Origin of the sequence: Enterococcus sp. ZJ1622 (assembly GCF_011038845.1) — a bacterium.
In the GTDB taxonomy this organism is placed as follows: domain Bacteria; phylum Bacillota; class Bacilli; order Lactobacillales; family Enterococcaceae; genus Enterococcus_B.
On record NZ_JAAKDW010000011.1, the window covers coordinates 39960 to 60688 of the forward strand.

The following is a 20729-nucleotide window of genomic DNA, read 5'->3' on the forward strand; positions in this document are numbered from 1 at the left end:
TTCTTTATGACAGGGCAATTTTACTCGACTGCTAATTATAGCAAACTTTTTTCATGAAATATAGTGAAATGTTTTCATTTTTTCGAGAAAATTAATCTTTTGCCTGTTTTTATCATTTAATTGGTCGATATTTACTTCTTTTCTCCCTCATCTGAGCGATTCACGCTTAGATGACTTAACATTTCTGAATAAGCTCGTGAAGTTCCACCGATGTAATACTCCCGTCCGTTGAAACGCAGCGGTCCACCTGAAAGGTTGCTGTATTTCATCCCGAATTCTTCGAGTAATACATTGCCAGCAGCGTAATCCCAAGGACTGAGATTCGAAATATACCCGATGTGATTCCCCTTCAGCATCGCAACCAGTTCAAGACCTGCACAGCCGTACATTCTCACGCCCATGCTTTTTTCTCCGATTTCTCTCACATGGAATTTATTGTGTCCGAAAAGATAGCTATTGACGCCAAGCAGGCCTTCTGAGAGTGGTTTGTCAATAGGTTGGGGCAAACGCTCGTCATTTTTATAAACACCGATTCCAGGGCCTCCCCAGTACAACTCTTCTTGCATCACATCATAGATAAAACCGAGCTTGCCGATACCATCCTCATAAACAGCAAGCATGATACAGAAGTTCTCGCCTTCTACGACAAAATTCAATGTACCGTCAATCGGATCAATGATAAATACACGTCCGTCCAGAGATTCAAGTTCGCTGCACCCTTCTTCTTCCGCTAAGATTTTGGCTTCAGGATCGAACGTATGGATCTTTTCGATCAAAAAGGTCTGGATCTCACGGTCTGCGTTCGTCACCAAATCCGTTCGGTTTGTTTTTTGTGCCACAGTTATCGTATCGTGTGAAGTTTTGGCCATTTTCCCTGCTTCTTGCAGCCAGTTTTTGATTTCACTGATCATCCGTTCCATTTTCTCACCCATTCATGTTCAAGATTTTTTTCGGATTTTTCTTTGCCTGCTGCACTGTACGATATAAAGAATAACCCGAGGCTTTTTCGAATTCTCTACCTAAACGCTTTTCTTCACCGATCGACTTGACTACTGTTTTGAAATTCTGATAGGATTTCAAAAAAGCTTCATTATTGATCCCTTTTTCATTTGCTTGTTCCAGATCTTCCCACATCTTCATCACGATGACCATTTCTTCTGTTGTCCAATCTAAATCAAGCGGATATTGATAATCTTGCATAGCTGATTCTCCTATTCGTTTATTCAGAATCAGTGTATCATAGGAATGGTTAATAAACCAAGAAGTTATGGCTCTTGGTTTACATAATAAAATTATGGTTTAAAAAATGAGCAGAAAGATTTTCTATGACAATATCCACCTATACTATATCTTCCCATTCTTAATAAATTGTGAGGGATTCTTTCCTAAAAAAACGCAGTTAAAGGGACATCTTCCCTTCAACTGCGTATAGAAAATACATGTACTCTAAACTTAGATATGGATTGGCAGACCTAAAGCGAGTTCTGACGCATCCATCACGATTTCTCCAAGAGATGGATGTGGATGGATAGTCAATGCGATATCTTCTGCGTTCATTCCAGATTCGATAGCCAAAGCTAATTCTGAAACCATGTCACTTGCTCCGACGCCACCTAATTGCGCACCGATAAGTACATTGTCTTCTACAGTCGTTACTAGTCGGATAAATCCTTCTGTTTTCCCTAAAGATAAGGCACGGCCATTACCAGAAAATGGGAATTTGTAAGATTTCGCTTCGATACCGGCGTCTTTTGCTTCTTTGATCGTCATACCGACAGAGGCTAATTCAGGATCTGTAAAAGCCACCGCTGGCATTGCTTTGTAATCGACCGCTACTTTCTTCCCTGAAATAGCTTCTGCTGCAATTTTCGCTTCATAGCTAGCTTTATGTGCTAAAGCGGCTCCTGGAACGATATCTCCGATCGCATAGATATTCGGTACGTTGGTACGTCCTTGTTTGTCTACCGGGATCAGTCCACGTTCGCCCACTTCAACACCAGCTTGTTCTAAGCCCATGTCGTCCGTATTTGGACGGCGACCTACTGTTACCATGACATAATCAGCTGTGACTGACTCTTCTTTTCCATCAACAGCATACTTGACCGTCACGCTGTCGCCGTTGTCAACTGCTTCTTTCGCCATTGCGTTCGTGATGACTGTTACACCTTTTTTCTGGAAGTCATCTTCAACTAATTTCACCAGATCTTTTTCGTATGTTGGCAAGATTTGAGGAGAACCTTCAAGGATCGTTACTTCAGCGCCTAGGTTCGCATAAGCGCCACCTAATTCAGCACCGATGACTCCGCCTCCGATGATGACAAATTTCTTAGGAACTTCTTTTAATGCTAGACCGCCTGTAGAGTCTAAGACACGTCCGCCGAATTTGAATCCTGGGATTTCGATGGGGCGAGAACCTGTTGCGATGATCGCGTTATTAAAGGAATAGGTTTGAGCAGAGTCTGGATGGATCACACGTAATGTATGGTCATCAACGAAGAATGCTTCTCCTTCGATCGTTTCGACTTTGTGTTTCTTCAATAGAAAGCCAACGCCTGATGTCAATGTTTTAACGACTTTGTTTTCTTTCCATTCCTGTGTTTTTGTAAAATCCAATTTGACATTCTCGCTTGTCACGCCGAACATCGAAGAATCCAAAGACTCTTGATAATGATGACCTGCTGCGATCAATGCTTTTGAAGGGATACAGCCGACGTTCAAACAAACACCGCCGATGTATTCTCTTTCAATGATTGCTACTTTTTGGCCCATTTCTGCGGCGCGGATGGCAGCGACATAGCCGCCAGGTCCCGCACCGATTACAACTGTATCTAATTCTACAGCAAAATCTCCTACTACCATTTGTTTATCATCCTTCCATCATTAATAGCTCTGGATCAGCTAAAAGACGTTTGATATTATTCATTGCTTGTTGTGCAGTTGCTCCATCGACGATTCGATGATCGAAGCTCAATGAAAGCTTCATAACGCGTCCGACAACGATTTCGCCCTCTGTATTCACGATTGGCTGCTGGGCAATTGTCCCGACACCTAAAATCGCTACTTCAGGATAGTTGATGACCGGTGTAAACCAGCCACCACCTACAGAGCCGATATTACTGATAGTAATCGTGCCGTTACGCATATCTTCTGCAGATAGTTTGCCGTCATGCGCAAGTTTCGCTTTTTCATTGATTTCATCCGCAATCGCAAACATACCTTTGCGATCTGCATCCTTCACGTTCGGTACGTATAACCCGTGATCCGTATCTGTCGCGATCCCGATGTTGTAATAACGCTTGTACACGATTTCTTGCTTGGCATCATCGATCGAAGCGTTCAATACAGGATATTTCTTGACTGTTGCAGTCAAGGCTTTGACAACGTATGGCAAGAAAGTAAGTTTCGTCCCATTTGCAGCAGCCACTTCTTTGAATCGCTTGCGATTGTCCCAAAGTTTAGAAACTTCTACTTCATCATGCAATGTGACATGAGGGGCAGTTTGTTTGCTGTTGACCATTGCTTTAGCGATTGCTTTACGTGTTGGTGTCAATGCTACACGTTCTTCCAGATCGCCTAAGTTGGATTTGAAGGCCTTAGCTGGTGCTGCTGGTTTGCTTTCAGGTGCTGAAGCAACTGATTCTTCTTTTGCCGGTGCTGGTTCAGCTTTGGCAGATACGCTGCCGCCACCTGAAAGGAAGTTTTCAATGTCTTCTTTTGTCACGCGTCCGCCTTTTCCTGTGGCTGTGACTTGTGTGATATCTACGTCTTTTTCCCGAGCAAACTGACGGACGGAAGGCATAGCCAATACACGTTTATTCGGATCTGCTGCTGCGACCACGCTGGAAGCACCTGATGTTTCTACTTTTTCTTTTGGTTCTTCGGCTAAAGATGAGGACTGGCTAGATGATGAAGCACTGTTGTGACCAGGTGCGTCGATTTCTACGAGTACATCGCCTACGTTTGCTACTGTTCCTTCTGATACGAGGATGTTTTTCACTGTCCCTGTCACTGGAGAAGGGATTTCTTCTACTGATTTGTCGTTTTGGACTTCCAGTAAAGTATCATCCTCATTGATCGTGTCACCAGATTTGACGAACCACTTGACGATTTCGCCTTCTGCGATCCCTTCACCGATATCTGGCAATTTGAATTGGAAGACGCCTTCGCCTTTTGAAGAATCAGATGTGCTTGTATCAACAGTTGGTTCTGCTGCTGGTTTTGCAGGTGTTTGAGATTCTGCTGCTACACCACTGTCTCCTTCATTTCCTTCGTGTCCAGGTGCATCGATTTCTACCAATACATCACCTACGTTCGCTACTGTTCCTTCTGATACGAGGATGTTTTTCACTGTCCCTGTCACTGGAGAAGGAATCTCTTCTACTGATTTGTCGTTTTGGACTTCCAGTAAAGTGTCATCTTCGTTGATCGTATCGCCGGGTTTGACGAACCATTTGACGATTTCGCCTTCTGCAATCCCTTCACCGATATCAGGTAATTTAAATTGATAAGCCATGACTTTATTTCGTCCCTTCTTTTCTTAAAATTCCGCGATTTCTTTTACTTTGTCTTCGATATCTTTCGCATTTGGCAGCCAGATATTTTCTGCTTGACCGAATGGGAAGACTGTATCAGGTGCAGAAACGCGTCCGATCGGTGCTTCTAATGAAAGGATCGCACGCTCTGAGATCTCAGCGATCACTTGTGCGCTGACGCCTGCTTGTCTTTGCGCTTCTTGTACGACGACTACGCGCCCTGTTTTTTCGACAGACTTGATGATCGTGTCGATATCTAGCGGTGCGACTGTACGCAAATCGATGATTTCTACAGAGATGTTTTCTTTGGCAAGATTGTCTGCTGCTTTGATTGCTTCACGTACCATTGCGCCATATGTGATGATTGAGACATCTGTTCCTTCACGTGTAACTGCCGCTTTGTCCAATGGCACTTCATATGCTTCATCCGGCACTTCTTCACGGAATGAACGATATAGCTTCATGTGCTCTAAGAAAACAACCGGATCGTTGCTTCTGATGGATGCGATCAGTAAGCCTTTCGCATCGTAAGGATTAGAAGGGATAACCACTCGGATACCAGGAGACTGAGCGATCAAGCCTTCTAGATTATCTGAATGCAGTTCCGGTGTATGCACGCCGCCGCCAAAAGGAGAACGGATCGTGACTGGCAGATTTCTTGTTCCACCCATACGGTATCTTGTGCGGGCCATTTGAGCGACCACTTCATCCATCGCTTCAAAGATAAATCCGAAGAATTGGATCTCAGGGACTGGACGGAATCCTTCTAATGCTAGACCGAATCCCAAACCTGCAATTCCTGATTCAGCTAAAGGTGTGTCGAAAACGCGCTCTTCGCCGAACTTTTCTTGCAATCCTTCAGTTGCGCGGAATACCCCTCCGTTTTTCCCAACATCTTCACCGAAAACAAGGACATTTTCGTCATTTTCCAGTTCAAGTGCTAAGGCATCTGTGATTGCTTGAATCATTGTTTTTTGTGCCATGATTATTTCGACTCCTTCGCTTCATAAATTGCAATTTGTTCTTTGATTGATTGTGGAGAAACTTCGAACATATTTTTCAAGAAATCTGAAACCTTTTGTTTTGGTACTTTATCGGCTTCAGAAATGGCTGCTTTGATTTCTTCTTTAGTTTGTTCGATGACTTGTTCTTCTTTTTCTTCTGACCATAATCCTTTTTCTGTCAAATAGTGACGGAAACGGATCAACGGATCTTTTTTCTGCCATTCATCGTCTGTGTCTTGTGAACGGTAGCGGGTTGGATCATCTCCTGACAAAGTATGCGGACCGTAACGGTAAGTCAGCGTTTCGATCAGTACAGGGCCATTGCCGCTGACTGCCCATTCACGTGCCATTTTTGAAACTGTATAAACTGCAAGTGGATCCATCCCATCGACTTGGATACCTGGGATCCCTGCTGCTGCCGCTTTTTGAGCAAGTGTTTTCGCAGCCGTTTGTTTTTCACGTGGTGTTGAAATTGCAAATCCATTATTCTGGATATAAAATACAGCATTCGCCTGGTAAGCTCCCGCAAAGTTGATTGCTTCATAAAAGTCACCCTGAGATGAGCCGCCGTCACCAGTGTAAGTGAACACAACGTTTTTCTTATTACGTTTTTTCAAGCCTAATGCTACACCGGCTGCTTGGACGTATTGCGCTCCAATGATGATCTGCGGTGGTAGAGCTTTCAATTCTTCCGGATAAAAATTCCCGGCTGCATGACCTCTTGACCATAAGAAAGCTTGCGATAAAGGCAGGCCATGTTTTACTAATTGAGGGACATCACGATATCCGGGAAGTAAAACATCGTCTTGTTCAAATGCAAATGAACTTGCAAGCTGACTTGCTTCTTGTCCGGCAGTTGGTGCGAAAAATCCAAGGCGTCCTTGACGGTTCAATGCGGTCGAACGTTGATCCAACACACGAGACCAAAACATGTTCGTCATCAATTCTACTAACTGTTCATCTGACAAATCAGGGATCAGTTCTTTGTTTACTACGTTTCCGTCTTGATCAAGTGCTTGGTATACTGGAAATTCTGAATTGACTTCTTCTAACAAAGCTTGGAAGTCGATTGGTGCTTTCTTGTTTGCCATTTGTCACACATTCCTCTCTCATCTATAAGAAAATCTCTTCATTCTGCGATTGAAACAGCGACGAAATCTGTATCACTATTTAACCGTCTTCATAAATAAATTATCACGTATCTGTAAGAAATACAAGATAAAAGCATAAATTTTCACGATTTAAAAAAATTATAATAATCCGCGTGATAATAGCATTAGTGAACACCATCACAATCAAGAAAACGTTTTACATTTATTCGCTGAAATCGCATACGTTTATTCAACATAATCAAGGCCCTGTTACTATTTCAAACCCTTATTGTTACACCTTTTCGTTTGACATTTTTTCCTTTTTGGTGTAGTTCGTGAGTTCTTTTGCAAAATCATTTTTCCGTTCTTCTTTTTTCGCTTATGTACTTCTTTTCATAAGTGAAAAAAAGCTTGGGATCCATCTATATCCCAAGCTCGCTCATTCTTTCACTTTTTGTTGTTATATAAAATCAACCTGTTATATCTTTTGCCAACTCAGCCATACGAGAGGAAAAGAAGGAAAGCTCCGTTTCTTTCAACCGGCTGAAATTGATACGCATCCCATTGGTGTTTTCCCCGAACAAATAACTTGGCGCAACTCCTAATCCACGCTCTGCTAATGCCTCAGCTAATTCAGGAGTCAAATTTTCCCCATCCCATGTCAGCCATGCGTAATATCCGCCAAGAATCGGCTGTAGGTGGTAAAAGGACTGGTTCTCCGCCCATTCTAAAAGCAAACTGCTTCTTTTTTCCAATTCCTTACGTACGCGGTGCATTTTCAGATCGAATGCTTCGTCGAATATACTTGCAGCAGTCATCTGCGTAAAAACGTTCATTGTAAATTCCATCATGTCCTGTGCATTCGCTAATCTCGAGACGAATGTTTCCGGGCCGATGACCCAGCCGATTTTTGTTGTTTTCCCTAACACTCTTGATAACGAACCAATGTATAGTACATTTTCCGGATCGATCGCATGCAAGGAGGGTATCTCTGCTGAAAAAGATAAATCCGTAAATACATCGTCTTCAATGACGGGAAGCTGATAGCGTCTGCATAAGCGGATCAGGTCTTCTCTTCGTCTTTGGCTCATCACTTTTCCAGTCGGATTTTGAAAATTAGGATTGACTAGTACGGCTTTCACTTTGTTTTTACGGATAGAATGTTCCAGCTTATCCAAATCGATCCCTTCTTCATCCATCGGTACACCGAACAATCGTGTTCCTGTCGCCTTGAAAAGAGGGAGCCGATAGAAAAAAGAGGGAGACTCTACTGCGATCGCATCTCCAGTAGCCAAGATCGTCTGCAGGATCAAAAATATAGCTTGCTGTCCGCCGCCAGTCACAAGCAGCTGGTTTTGGGAAAAATCAAAACACAGCTTTTCTTTTAAATAAGCCGTGATTTTTTCCCGCAAAGGCAGATAACCAAAACGATCGATCTTCTTTTCTTCTTTTAATATCTCTTCAAGCGAATAGCTGGGAAAATGAAAATTCGGCAATAGTTCCTCCGGCATCTCACTGGAATACAAATCCAGAAATCCTGGTCTTTGTTTTGCTTCACTGATTTTTTCTTCATACCGATCGTTCGTCTGCTCATAACGCACAGAGATGATTTGCCGCCAGTCGATCCTTGGGACTGCGAATTTCCCCCACTCTGTCTGATTGATATATCTTCCGCTTCCTCTTCTACTTGTGATCACGCCTAGATCCCGCAACTCTTCCAATGCGTGAACAACGGTTGACCGATTGACGCCAAAAGCCTCAGCTAATTTTCTTTCTGATGCCAGTCGATCGCCCGGATTCAGGTTTCCTCGCTCGATCTGCTGCATGATCTGTTCCATCATCTGCCGATAAGCTGGTCCTTGCTGTTTATTTATTTTCTGCCACATAATTACCTCTCAACGATTTGTCCTCGTAGCCTATTGTATCGAATTTCGCGAAAAAAACAACGAGTAGAGGAAATTCCGCTCTACTCGCTGTTTTCAAACGTAAATAATTAAATCGTATCTCCGTTGAAGATCGAATTCTTGACAATCACATAATCCACTTTCCGGATCGCTTCGAGGTCTCTGCCTCCTGCATAGGAGATAGAAGACTGAAGATCCTGCTGCATTTCGACTAGTGTATCTTTCAATGATCCTTTATGCTGGATCCAGATTTTCTTGCCTTCGACATTTTTCTTCTCACCTTTTTGGAATTCTGAAGCAGAGCCGAAATACTCTTTATAGACTACTCCATTTTCGACCTTTGTCTCTCCTGGAGATTCTTCATGTCCGGCAAATAATGAACCGATCATGACCATTGTTGCTCCAAAACGAACGGATTTGGCAATATCGCCGTGCGTGCGGATCCCGCCATCCGCAATGATCGGTTTACGTGCTGCTTTCGCACACCATCTCAAAGCAGCCAGCTGCCAGCCGCCTGTTCCAAATCCTGTTTTTATTTTAGTGATACATACTTTACCAGGTCCGATCCCGACTTTCGTTGCATCTGCACCAGCATTTTCCAGTTCACGGACAGCTTCAGGCGTGCCTACATTCCCTGCGATGACAAAAGTTTCCGGCAGATTTTTTTTGATATGCTGGATCATTTCGATGACTGAATTTGAATGTCCGTGTGCGATATCGATAGTGATGTAATCAGGTACAAGTCCTTGTTTTGCTAATTCTTCCACAAAAGTATATTCTTCTTTTTTCACACCTACACTGATTGAGGCAATAAGATTACGTTCATTCATTTTTTTGATAAATGGGATCCGTGCTGCTTCATCAAAGCGGTGCATGATATAGAAATAGCCGTTTTCTGCTAAAAATTCTGCAATCGATTCGTCAATGATCGTCTGCATATTGGCAGGTACTACTGGCATCTTAAATGTATGTTTGCCCAATGTTACAGTTGTGTCGCATTCTGAACGGCTATTTACGATACATTTATTGGGAATTAGTTGAATATCTTCGTAATCAAATACTTTCATTGCATTGTCCTCCTGATGTTCACATCCAGTAAAACACGAACATTATTAGTTTTGAATAGGCTTTTTTCAGCGCCCTATGTAATTTAACCCACTTCAATCAAAAAATCAAGGGTTAAACAAGAATATTTTTCGGTTTTTTCACAAAAACTGTCTCGATGACTCTTACTTCTTCCATCTCCTCAGCAATGTTCGGATTTAGCAAAAAAAGCATCTGGAGTCCCGATGCTTTTTCTGCCTGTTCTCTCGTTTTCAAGCAATTCTCTTTTTCTTATTGTAAATATCCAGTACAACAGCTAACAGTAAGATCAGTCCTTTGATCGCCTGCTGCCAGTCGACACCGACACCAAGGATCGACATTCCATTGTTCAAAACTCCCATGACTAGTCCGCCAACGATTGCCCCCATGATAGTTCCGATCCCGCCAGATGTAGAGGCACCACCAAAATAAACGGCTGCCATCGCATCTAACTCCATCGAGGTCCCTGCTTGAGGTGTCGCTGCATTCAATCGCGCAGCTAAGATCAGACCTGCCAAAGCTGCCATCGCGCCCATATTGACAAACACCCAGAATGTGATTTTTTTGGTCTTTATCCCTGACAATTCTGCCGCTTTTCGATTGCCGCCAGTCGCATAGATCTGACGCCCAGCAACCGTTTTATTTGTCAAAAAGCCATAGAGTGCGACAATGATGCCTAAAATGATCAAAATGATCGGATAACCTTGGTACGCAGCAAAGATATACGTCCCGCCGAGCACGATGATACTTGTAAAAACTGCCTTGAATACAAAAACATTCAGTGGTTCTGTGTCGAACAAGTGACTGATTCGCCGATTTCTTGCACGCCATTGCCTGATAACGAGTATTGCTGCAATCGCTACACCGATCATTATTGTCAAAAAGTGCAGATGTTCTCCGCCGGCAATATCCGGCAGATATCCTGTGGACATTTTTTGGAATGCAGCCGGAAACGGAGCCAAGGACTGACCACCCAGTACCACTTGTGTCAAACCGCGAAACATCAATAATCCCGCCAAGGTCACGATGAATGCCGGAATCCCCACGTAAGCGACCCAAAATCCTTGCCAAGCACCAATCAATCCGCCAATCACTAGGCAAAGCGGGATAGCGAGCCAAGGACTCATACTGTTATTTACCATCATCATTCCCGCGATTGCCCCGACAAAAGCCATGACTGATCCAACAGACAAGTCCACGTGCCCAAGCAAGACCACTAGCAGCATCCCCGCCGCCAAAACTAAAATATGACTATTTTGCAGTACTAAATTAGTGATATTCAATGGCCGCCAAAAGATCCCGTCTGTCATTAACTGAAACGCAATTAACAATACTGCCAAAATAATGACCATACTGTATCGGCTGAAAATATCTGTGGCTTTAGCCTTGAGATCGAGCTTCTGCTCTGTTTTTTTCTCGGTTAGTTTTTTTGTGTTTTCCATCTTATTTCACTCCTGCTTTTTCCTTGGTCATCAAATTCATCAATCCTTCTTGCGTGGCCTCTTCGCGAAGAACTTCGCCCGTCAACCGGCCCTCGTTCATCGTATAGATCCGGTCACACATGCCCAAAATCTCCGGGAGTTCCGATGAAATGATACAAACTGCTTTTCCGCTAGCGGCCATTTCTTCGATGATCGTATAGATTTCGTATTTCGCTCCGACATCAATCCCACGAGTCGGTTCATCCAAAAACAAAATATCCGGCTGTGTCATCAGCCATTTCGCTAAGACGACTTTCTGCTGGTTTCCGCCACTCAAATGGCCGACATTCTGATAGATCGAACTTGTTTTTGTACGCATTTTTTTACGGAAATCTTCTGCTGCAGCAACTTCTTTTTCTTTGTCCAGCACACCGTTTTGGCTGATTTTCCCTAGGCTTGCGATCGTTGTGTTTTCACGGATATCCATCAGCAGATTCAGTCCAGCTGATTTACGGTCTTCTGAAACATAAGCAAGACCATTTCTGATTGCTGCCGGAACATCTTTCACGACGATTTCTTTTCCTTCTTTGAAAATATGACCTGAGATATGACTGCCATAGGAACGCCCGAACAGACTCATCGCGAATTCCGTTCTTCCAGCACCCATCAGACCTGCGATCCCTACGATTTCGCCTCGACGTATGTGAAAATCGATCCGGTCATTGATGATCCGCTGATTGTCGATCGGGTGATGGACTGTCCAGTCTTTTACTTCAAAATAAACTTCGCCGATCGCTGGCTGTCTTTCGGGATAACGACTAGTCAAATCTCTTCCTACCATGCCTCGGATGATGCGTTCTTCGCTGATCTCTTTCGTTTCCAGCGTTTCGATCGTTTGTCCATCTCTCAAAATCGTGATCCGATCAGCGACTCGGACGATTTCATTCAGTTTATGGGAAATAATGATCGAGGTGATCCCTTGGCGTTTGAATTCTTGGATCAACGCCAGAAGGTTCTCACTTTCTTCTTCATTCAAAGCAGCTGTCGGCTCATCTAAAATCAGCAAATCGACTGATTTAGAAAAAGCTTTTGCGATCTCCACTAGTTGCTGTTGGCCAACACCGATTTGAGAAACTAAAATATCGGGATCAAGTGGCAGTCCGACTTTCTTTAAAAGCTCATTGGTTTTTCTTTCTGTCAGATCCCAATCGATCACACCACGGTTCGCTTGTTCGTTTCCTAAAAAAATATTCTCTTTGATTGATAGATAAGGACTGAGTGCCAACTCTTGGTGGATGATGACGATCCCTTTCTCCTCGCTGTCTTTCAATCCCTTGAATCGGCAAACCTCGCCGTTATAGAGGATCTCACCTTGGTAGGCATTGGGATACAGTCCGCTAAGCACATTCATCAGCGTGGATTTCCCCGCCCCATTCTCTCCGCATAAAGCATGGATCTCTCCGCGCTCGATCGTCAAATTGACTTGATCCAGCGCACGAATCCCTGAAAATTCTTTGATGATTCCCTTCATTTCCAAAATATAATCTGTCATATCCGGTATCCTTTCTTCGTTTTAAAAAAGGGGATTTTTCTTCTTCGAACGGCAATCTCTTGTTTTCCAGACACTATTCTTTCAAATCGGACTCTTTGTAATAATCCGTGTCGACTAATTCTGCTTTGTAATTCTCTGCATCTACGGAAACGGTATTCGCCAAATAAGTCGGTACGACTTTCACTCCGTTGTCATAAGTTTCTGTATCATTGACTGGTACGTCTTTTCCGTTATTGATTGCTTCGATCATCTCGATCGTATTTTTTGCCAATATCCGTGTATCCTTGAAGATCGTTTGAGTCTGCTCCCCTGAAATGATGGATTTGACTCCAGCGATCGTTGCATCTTGTCCAGTAATAACTGGCAGCGGTTTGTCAGATGAACCGTAGCCTACTCCTTTTAGCGAAGAGATGATCCCTAAACTGATCGGGTCATAGGGTGAAAGCACCGCATCTAGCTTTTTGTCCGTATAATTAGCGCTCAGTAGATTATCCATCCGAGCTTGAGCTGTAGAACCATCCCAGCGTAGCGTGGCGATCTGATTGAAGCTGGCCTGTCCAGAAGGAACGACTAACTGGCCATTATCGATATACGGCTGTAGCACAGACATGACGCCGTTATAGTTGATCAGCGCGTTATTGTCATCAGGCGAGCCGCCAAACAATTCAAGATTGAAGGGCCCCTTTCCCTCTTTCAAATTCAGCTGTTCTTCGATATAAGAGGCTTGCGAGACACCTACCCCGAAATTGTCGAATGTAGCATAATAGTCGACATGTTCGGAATTCATCAGCAATCGGTCATAAGCAATCACATTCACATCTGCTTCATTTGCTTTCGTCAATACATCAGTGAGTGCCGATCCGTCAATCGAGGCGATCACCAATGTATCCACACCTTTCGTGATCATATTTTCGATCTGTGCGACTTGGTTCTCCACTTTGTCTTCTCCGTATTGCAAATCCGTTTTATAACCTAGCTTTTTCAGTTCATCCACCATATTGTTTCCGTCGGCGATCCAGCGCTCCGCCGATTTCGTCGGCATGGCGATCCCTACATAGCCTTTTTCGTTGTCTTCAGCAGACCCCATACTTCCACAAGCACTCAAAGCGATACTAGCTGCTGTGACCAACATGATCCCTGCAAATTTCTTCCATCCTGATTTCATTTTTTCCCCTCCGTTGTCTTTAGTTGCACCTTTTATTATACGTTTAAAGTAAGCGATTACATTAAGATTCTTTTTGTAAATCCTTGAATTTCTTTCGTATATTCGCCAATTATTTCTCTTTTGCTGCTTTTCTATCGAAAAAACTTGGATTTTTTTTGATTTCCTCGATTTTTTTTCGATTGATCTGTTTTATGCTTCTTTTTTTACATTATCTGATAAGATAGGACTATCAAAAAGGAAGATGGAGTGATGGAGTTTGAAACGTTTATTATTGGCCTTGTTATTATTTGCAAACGCTTACCTTTTGCTAGGTTGTGCTACGAAAGAACCCGAAGCTGACGCCCCCCCTCTCGTGATCGGTTTTTCTCAGTCCGGAACAGAAAGCAACTGGCGAAAAAAGCATTCTCGTTCGATCATTACAGCGCTGGAAAAAGACCACTATCAAGTCCTCTATCGGAACGGATATATGAACCAAGAACGCCAAATCCAAGATATCCGTACCTTCATCGCTTACAAAGTCGACATGATCATTTTTACTCCGCTGCAAGAAGATGGCTGGGAGCCCGTTTTGATCGAAGCGCAAAAAGCCGATATCCCAGTGATTTTGGTCGATCGGCACATCGATGTCACGGATCCTACATTATTCGTCACTCATATCGGCCCAAGCTTCAAAGCAGAAGGGAATCGAGCGGGACTATATATCAGCAACCACTTTATGGATTCAGCAAAAGAAGAAGTGCGTATCTTAGAACTTGCCGGCGCTCAAAATACATCGCCTACTCAGCTCCGATCAGAAGGATTTCGTGAAACGATCCAGCAAGCACCCCCAGTGAAAGAAGATGGGACCTCGCGGACCAAACCGAAAATGACTATCGTCCATCAGCTGACAGGGGACTTTATCCGGTTAAAGGGAAAGGATCAGATGAAACGTTATATCGAAAACAACGATCTCTCTTCCATCGATGTCCTATATAGTCACAGTGATGAAATGACCCATGGCGCCTTAGAAGCTTTAGCAGATACCGAAATCATCCCAGGAAAAGATTTACTCGTCGTTACGATAGATGGACAAGAAGACATGATCGAAAAGCTCCGGACTGGCATCGTCAACTGTGTAGTAGAATGCAAACCGGATGTCGGATGGTATGTAGCTAATACAGTCACTCGTTATTTTCGCAATCAGGAAACAGGCCAAGTGCTGCCAAAAGATATTTTTGTATCCGAAACAGTGTTTTCCAAACAGAATATCGGCTCGATCCCAACCAGAAATTACTGACTGGTGAATGCGATGAAAAATTTAAGTATCCGTCAAATACTCGCTCAAGGCAATAAAATGATGCTTTTATTAGCAGTGATCCCTTTACTGATCAGCATTCTCTTGTATTCAAGGCAGATCCTCATCTATCAGAAAACGATCGGAAATATCAAAGAAGCCGACATGATCGCTTTGAAAGTCGACCAAACTGTATTGGAACGCATGTGGGATTTGATTTCCGGGCAAGCAACAATCGAGGCATTCACCGAAAAAAACATTTTAGAAGAACTCCGAAACGATATCCGGCAAATCCAAAGCAATACGAATACGGCAAAAGAAGCCAGTACGCTAGATGTCGCTTTACGCACGATCGATACTTTGGAAGATTATCAAAACGAACTGATCACAAATATCCGTGCAGAAGATTCTATTGAAAAAAATGAACAGATTATCAATGAAGTAGATGCTGTCACACAATTATTATCTGCGATCTTACAGGATTTTGTCCGAGTTGAGATCGATTTAGCCAGCAAAAAGAGCAGCGAATTGATTCGTTCGCTGGTGATCCTGACATTTATGGAGCTATTCCTTCTTAGCAGTATCTTTTTCCTCGCGCAAAAAAACCGTCGATTTATGGAAGAACATGTACAAAAACCAGTGAATCGCCTGATCACGATGGCTGAAGCACTCTCGTCAGGAAATCTCGGATTCCGGTTGGAACTTCCAGAGGCAAAAGAACTTCGCGTATTGACGATCAGCATGAACAAAATGGCAGATGAATTGAATGAGTCCTTACAGGAAAATGCATTGAAACAGTATTACTTAGCACAAAGCGAGGTCCGCGTCTTGCAAGCTCAAATCACTCCGCATTTTATTTATAACAGCTTGGATGCTATCGTATCTTTGATCGAACAAAAAAGATTTGAAGAATCACTGCAAATGACTTATGCCCTTTCAGATTTTTTCAGGACTTCCCTCAGCAAAGGACAGGATTGGATCACCATTGAAAAAGAAAAGCAACATATCCAAGACTACCTGACGATTCTACAAATCCGTTATGGAAAAATGCTGGATTACACTATCTCGATCCCAGACGAACTACTCCAAGAAAAAATTCTGAAAATGATCCTGCAGCCCCTGATCGAAAATGCGATTTACCATGGAACGAAATTCGTACGACGCGCAGGACATATCCAAGTCACTGCCAAAGCAAACGAGCAGAAAATCCAGTTCCAAGTAATCGATAACGGGATCGGTATAAAACCTGAACGACTAGCAGAAATCCGAGAAGAACTGTCAAGAGGCATCGAATCTGATTTTAGTGTCGGTTACGGGCTCTACAACGTCAACAAGCGGCTGCTGCTTTACTATGGAGAAAGCCAACAAGAGAAAGTCCCTGCAAGGATCACGATCGAAAGCATCTATCGAAAAGGCACCGTCGTCACCCTCACTGTCCCGAGACGTTTTAAAAATTAACGGAGGAGAACTTATGTACAAACTATTCATCGTAGAAGACGAACACTTGATCCGTGACAATCTTCGCCATCAAGTATCGGAACTAAGTACGAAATATCCGATCACCTATATCGGCGAAGCCGCTGATGGCGAAATGGCGCTTGCTTCCATTATTGATCTACAGCCGGACATACTTCTGACTGATATCAAAATGCCATTTATGGACGGTTTGTCATTCGCCAAAGAAGCACGCAAGCTTTTGCCATGGACGCGCATCATATTTATCAGCGGATTTGATGATTTCGTTTATACGAAAGGTGCGATCCAAGTCCAAGCGGATGATTATCTATTGAAGCCAATCAAAAACAGAGAATTAGAATCAGCGATCGAGAAAGCTGTGGCAGCCCTGAATCAAAAAAAACAGGAAGAACCACAATCGAAAACAGATCTGATCGCTGAATTGAAGAAAAATCATTTTTTGAATGGCTTGTTCAAAGGAGAGTTGGCTGTCGACGAAGCGTTCACGCTCGCTGAATCTTTCAAGCGTTCATTCGCCGGGAAAAAATTTGCTGTTTTGTTAGCGACGAATCAATTCACGACAGACTTCGAAGATTACGCGCATTTCAGCGATTATCTGAATTTTTTATTCCGTGAGAATCCGCAAGTCCTTTTTTCCAGTGTCTCTTCACATTTCATCAAGTTTCTGATTTTTGACACGCACCCCGATGTCGTATTGGAAACCAGTTATCAAATTGCCCAGACACTGATCCATGAATTGACGACTCACAAAAACGAACTGACCGCCGCAATCAGCCCGATAATCGATCGGATCAGTGAATTACCCGATGCGTTCGAAATCACCCAGCATCTATTAACAGGTCCATATCCAAGCAAAGAACGGATTATCAGTTGCGAAGATATTACGCAAAAAGGCGGACTTCTCTCGACTTCGCTCGTGTCTTTTGATTTTCTTTCTGCTTTAGATAAGTTGACCAAAAAGGAGATCCCTTCCTTGATTGCTCAACTGGTCAAACCGCAACACTCAGAAAAACGTACGCATCTGTATCGCTATTTTATCTTGACAGAACTTTTTCATCTGGCACAAAAGAAAAGTGTGGATATCCCCTTTGACCTGATCTTGTATGCTTCAACAAGTCGACGGCTGACCATTACTTCCGAACGAGAAGAGTACGAAAAAGCACTGCATACTCTGATCAGCTATCTCATCGTCAACAAAATACGTCCTTCCATGACAAAATATCGAAATGTGATCAATCATGCTTTGGATTTTATTAAAGATAACTTTACCGATCCAGACATGTCATTGAATATGGTTGCACAAGAAGTTGCTCTTAGCCCTTCGCATTTCAGTACGGTTTTCTCTCAGTCCCTCGATCAGACCTTTATCGATTATCTGACCGAGCAAAGAGTCGAACGAGCAAAAGAACTTCTCGAACAAACCAATCAGCGACTTTCTGATATTGCCTTTGAGATCGGATACAATGACCCGAATTATTTCAGTTATTTATTCAAAAAGAAACAAGGGGTATCCCCAAAAGAATATCGGAGAAGCGTGACGGAAAAAGAGACGCCGGGTTTATAAACACGAAAAAAGGGACTGTGACAAAAGTCTTGTTACAGTCCCTTCTTTCCGAATAAACGGTGTTCTCCTGCCAACTCCTTGTGCCTCAGAGTTAAACGGCAGGCTCATAACCTCTGATTCACGGTGATCAAACTGCTTGATGCAGAGCAGCTTTTTCCCAACCTCTTCTCTTTATTTTTAAGGCAGGATATTGCCTGCTGCACGGTACAATTCATACCAGTCTTCTCTTGACAGTTCGATTTCTGAAGCATGGGCGATTTCTTCGATTCTTCCCACATTCATCGTCCCTGCGATTACTTGAGCATACGATAAAATAGTCTATGAAAATAAAGGTTTGACACAATTTATTTATCAGGTATAATAATACTTGAAAGTGAATTTAAACAAATATACACCATAAACACAACGTACCTGCGAATACGTTGTGTTTTTTCTTTTTCAAAAAAAGACGCTTACCGCTGCGAAACAGTAAGCGCCATGTCGGCTCTAATGTTTATCTAGCCAATGACTAAATAATGCCAAAGTTAAACCAATTAACAATGGCAAGAGCACGTGCTCTAAAGTGAATTCAAACAAATTATACACCTCCTTCCACAAAAATATCTGTGGAAGCGACGAGCCGACATTTTATTATAGCATAAAAAAAGAAGCGCCCGAAGGCGCTCTGCTGTTTAAAGTTGTAAAAAAGGGGGAGAAGCTACCATAACGTGTATTATAATCCGATTTTGTAAAAAATCAACAGTAAATAAGACTACTCTTTCGAGTAGCCCAAAACGGATGTCATCATCTTGTGGGTTTCAGGAAAAATTCATTTTTATAGATTGTGTAAGATAACGACAAATGTATTTTACAATATTTATTTTCATAGTGTCTATCAATTTTTTTCATTTAAATACAGAAGTAGTTGTTATAAATTCCGCAGAAGGATTCATTATTAATTATAATGATGGCTCTGCTACTACAACAAATAATACAAAAACTACTGAAACATCAGTTACAAATTCTTCAATTGATAATAATTCAATATCACAAAATACAAATAATAATTGGACCATTGCTGAACCTGGTATGGTATTTGTTTCTAAAAAAGGGAAATATTATTCGAGGGTAACTAATCCTCAAAATTATCAATATATGTCTCAATCTGAGGCTGATAATGCTGGATATACTCGTGCTAAAAGAGGAAATGAAAATGCTCAACCATAAAAAAGCCTTCGGGCTTTTCTTTTACAATCATAAGAACATACATTCGAAAGGAGAAAAACATGAAACGAGTAGCATTATATATACGAGTTTCAACGCCAGAACAAGAGAAACACGGCTATTCAATCCAAGCACAAACTGAAAAACTTACCGCATATGCAAAAGCGAAAGATTACTCGATCTACAAAATCTATACTGATGCTGCACAATCAGGAGCCAAATTAGAACGCCCTGCATTGCAAGAAATGATAGAAGATATCGAAAATAAAAAAATAGATGTAGTTATTGTATATAAGCTAGACCGAATTTCTCGCTCACAAAAAAATACAATGTACCTTATTGAAGATATTTTCCTTAAAAACAATGTTGATTTTATTTCTATGCAAGAAAGTTTTGATACAACAACCTCTTTCGGTCGAGCTATGATTGGTATACTTTCTGTTTTTGCGCAACTTGAAAGAGACAATATAACCGAACGTATGTCTATGGGAAGACTAGAACGTGTTAAAAAAGGATATTATATGGGAGGCGGAAATATCCCTTTTGGTTATGAATATAACGAACTTACAAATGTATTAGAACCAGTTGAACCTCAAGCTAACATAGTTAAAAGAATGTTTGAACTAGCTAGTCTAGAACAAAGTATGACAGGAATTGCCAATATTTTATTAGAAGAATACCCCCAATTCAGAACATCGATTAATGATACCACTATTCGTCGTCGGTTAGTTAATCCTGTTTATTTAGGAAAACAAAAATTCAACGGAGAATATCATCAGGCAAATCATCGAGCAATTATTTCAGAAGAAGTATTTTATAAAGTGCAAAATATCTTAGCAACTAGAGCCCATGGTAATGCATTTAGACGTAGTTACCTTTTGTCAGGGATAATTTATTGTGGAGTATGTGGCAATCGATACAGCGCTTATGAAAGCCGTTCTAAACATAATGGTATTATTTACAAAAATAAATACTATCGTTGCAATGCTAGAACATGGAAATACAAGAAAAAAACTGGACACTCTTGTAGCAATCGTTCAATAAAATGTGAGGAATTGGAGAAACATGTAATTGAAATTGTAAAAAATTATGCCTATTCGTATGAAAAGAAAAAACAAAAACAAGTGATTAATATTGAACCGTTAAAACAAGAAATCAAAAAACTTCAAATCAAGCAATCAAAACTATTAGATATGTACTTAGCTGATAAGTTAAATACTGATCTATATGAAAACAAAAATGAGGAATTGGATTCACATATCAAAGAACTGCAAAAACAATTAGAACGTCTCCAAATAAAAAAAGCGAAGGAAGATATTGAAGTACCCATTCAAATAATAAAAAGCACTGACTTTGATCATTCAACACCTGAAGAAATAAAGAAATTGCTACATTCAGTAATTGCAAGAATTGAGGTGACTCTAACTGATGTGCTTGTCTTCTTTTACGATTCATAGACTA

16 protein-coding genes and 1 pseudogene are annotated in these 20729 nt (G+C 41.9%); 5 read left to right on the plus strand and 12 right to left on the minus strand.

The window, feature by feature from the left end:
• Positions 1-131: 131 nt before the first annotated feature.
• The 11 genes from G7Y42_RS11185 to chvE form a co-directional block, all read right to left on the minus strand.
• Positions 132-920, minus strand: a complete 789-nt coding sequence (locus G7Y42_RS11185; RefSeq protein ID WP_165006117.1) for an inositol monophosphatase family protein — start codon at positions 918-920, stop codon at positions 132-134.
• Positions 921-924: 4 nt separating this feature from the next.
• Positions 925-1200, minus strand: a complete 276-nt coding sequence (locus G7Y42_RS11190) for a UPF0223 family protein (protein ID WP_165006116.1) — start codon at positions 1198-1200, stop codon at positions 925-927.
• A gap of 252 nt (positions 1201-1452) precedes the next feature.
• Positions 1453-2859: a dihydrolipoyl dehydrogenase gene (lpdA, locus tag G7Y42_RS11195; RefSeq protein WP_165006115.1), complete on the minus strand. Its 1407-nt coding sequence runs from the start codon at positions 2857-2859 to the stop codon at positions 1453-1455.
• Positions 2860-2866: 7 nt separating this feature from the next.
• Complete coding sequence (locus G7Y42_RS11200) at positions 2867-4513, minus strand: dihydrolipoyllysine-residue acetyltransferase (RefSeq protein ID WP_165006114.1); 1647 nt, start codon at positions 4511-4513, stop codon at positions 2867-2869.
• Positions 4514-4537: 24 nt separating this feature from the next.
• Complete coding sequence (locus G7Y42_RS11205; protein WP_165006113.1) at positions 4538-5515, minus strand: alpha-ketoacid dehydrogenase subunit beta; 978 nt, start codon at positions 5513-5515, stop codon at positions 4538-4540.
• Positions 5516-5517: 2 nt separating this feature from the next.
• Positions 5518-6627, minus strand: a complete 1110-nt coding sequence (gene pdhA / locus G7Y42_RS11210) for a pyruvate dehydrogenase (acetyl-transferring) E1 component subunit alpha (protein WP_165006112.1) — start codon at positions 6625-6627, stop codon at positions 5518-5520.
• A 470-nt stretch (positions 6628-7097) separates the two neighbouring features.
• Entirely contained in the window at positions 7098-8513 is a 1416-nt protein-coding gene (locus G7Y42_RS11215; RefSeq protein WP_165006111.1) for a PLP-dependent aminotransferase family protein, read from the minus strand.
• 107 nt (positions 8514-8620) lie between these two features.
• A complete protein-coding gene (gene guaC, locus G7Y42_RS11220; protein ID WP_165006110.1) occupies positions 8621-9598 on the minus strand; it encodes a GMP reductase in 978 nt (325 codons plus the stop codon).
• Between the two features lie 249 nt (positions 9599-9847).
• A complete protein-coding gene (gene mmsB, locus G7Y42_RS11225) occupies positions 9848-11056 on the minus strand; it encodes a multiple monosaccharide ABC transporter permease (RefSeq protein ID WP_165006109.1) in 1209 nt (402 codons plus the stop codon).
• A gap of 1 nt (position 11057) precedes the next feature.
• Positions 11058-12587, minus strand: a complete 1530-nt coding sequence (mmsA, locus tag G7Y42_RS11230) for a multiple monosaccharide ABC transporter ATP-binding protein (RefSeq protein ID WP_165006108.1) — start codon at positions 12585-12587, stop codon at positions 11058-11060.
• A gap of 73 nt (positions 12588-12660) precedes the next feature.
• Entirely contained in the window at positions 12661-13752 is a 1092-nt protein-coding gene (gene chvE, locus G7Y42_RS11235) for a multiple monosaccharide ABC transporter substrate-binding protein (protein WP_165006107.1), read from the minus strand.
• 256 nt (positions 13753-14008) lie between these two features.
• On the opposite strand from chvE, the gene G7Y42_RS11240 reads away from it, so the two are divergent.
• From G7Y42_RS11240 to G7Y42_RS11250, 3 genes are read left to right on the plus strand one after another with little or no spacing between them, the layout of a single operon-like run.
• Positions 14009-15028: an ABC transporter substrate-binding protein gene (locus G7Y42_RS11240; RefSeq protein WP_165006106.1), complete on the plus strand. Its 1020-nt coding sequence runs from the start codon at positions 14009-14011 to the stop codon at positions 15026-15028.
• A 12-nt stretch (positions 15029-15040) separates the two neighbouring features.
• Positions 15041-16483 carry a histidine kinase gene (locus G7Y42_RS11245; protein WP_165006105.1) on the plus strand — a complete coding sequence of 481 codons (1443 nt, stop codon included), beginning with the start codon at positions 15041-15043 and terminating at the stop codon, positions 16481-16483.
• A 13-nt stretch (positions 16484-16496) separates the two neighbouring features.
• Positions 16497-18065 carry a helix-turn-helix domain-containing protein gene (locus G7Y42_RS11250; RefSeq protein ID WP_165006104.1) on the plus strand — a complete coding sequence of 523 codons (1569 nt, stop codon included), beginning with the start codon at positions 16497-16499 and terminating at the stop codon, positions 18063-18065.
• Positions 18066-18242: 177 nt separating this feature from the next.
• Here G7Y42_RS11250 and G7Y42_RS11255 read toward each other — a convergent pair.
• A pseudogene (locus G7Y42_RS11255) lies at positions 18243-18365 on the minus strand (aldo/keto reductase family oxidoreductase); the annotation flags it as partial.
• A gap of 540 nt (positions 18366-18905) precedes the next feature.
• Here G7Y42_RS11255 and G7Y42_RS11260 point away from each other — a divergent pair.
• Both G7Y42_RS11260 and G7Y42_RS11265 read left to right on the plus strand, forming a co-directional pair.
• The gene (locus G7Y42_RS11260) at positions 18906-19271 is read left to right on the plus strand and encodes a hypothetical protein (protein WP_165038197.1); all 366 of its coding nucleotides are present in this window, start codon (positions 18906-18908) and stop codon (positions 19269-19271) included.
• 59 nt (positions 19272-19330) lie between these two features.
• Positions 19331-20725, plus strand: a complete 1395-nt coding sequence (locus G7Y42_RS11265) for a recombinase family protein (RefSeq protein WP_165006102.1) — start codon at positions 19331-19333, stop codon at positions 20723-20725.
• Positions 20726-20729: the final 4 nt, after the last annotated feature.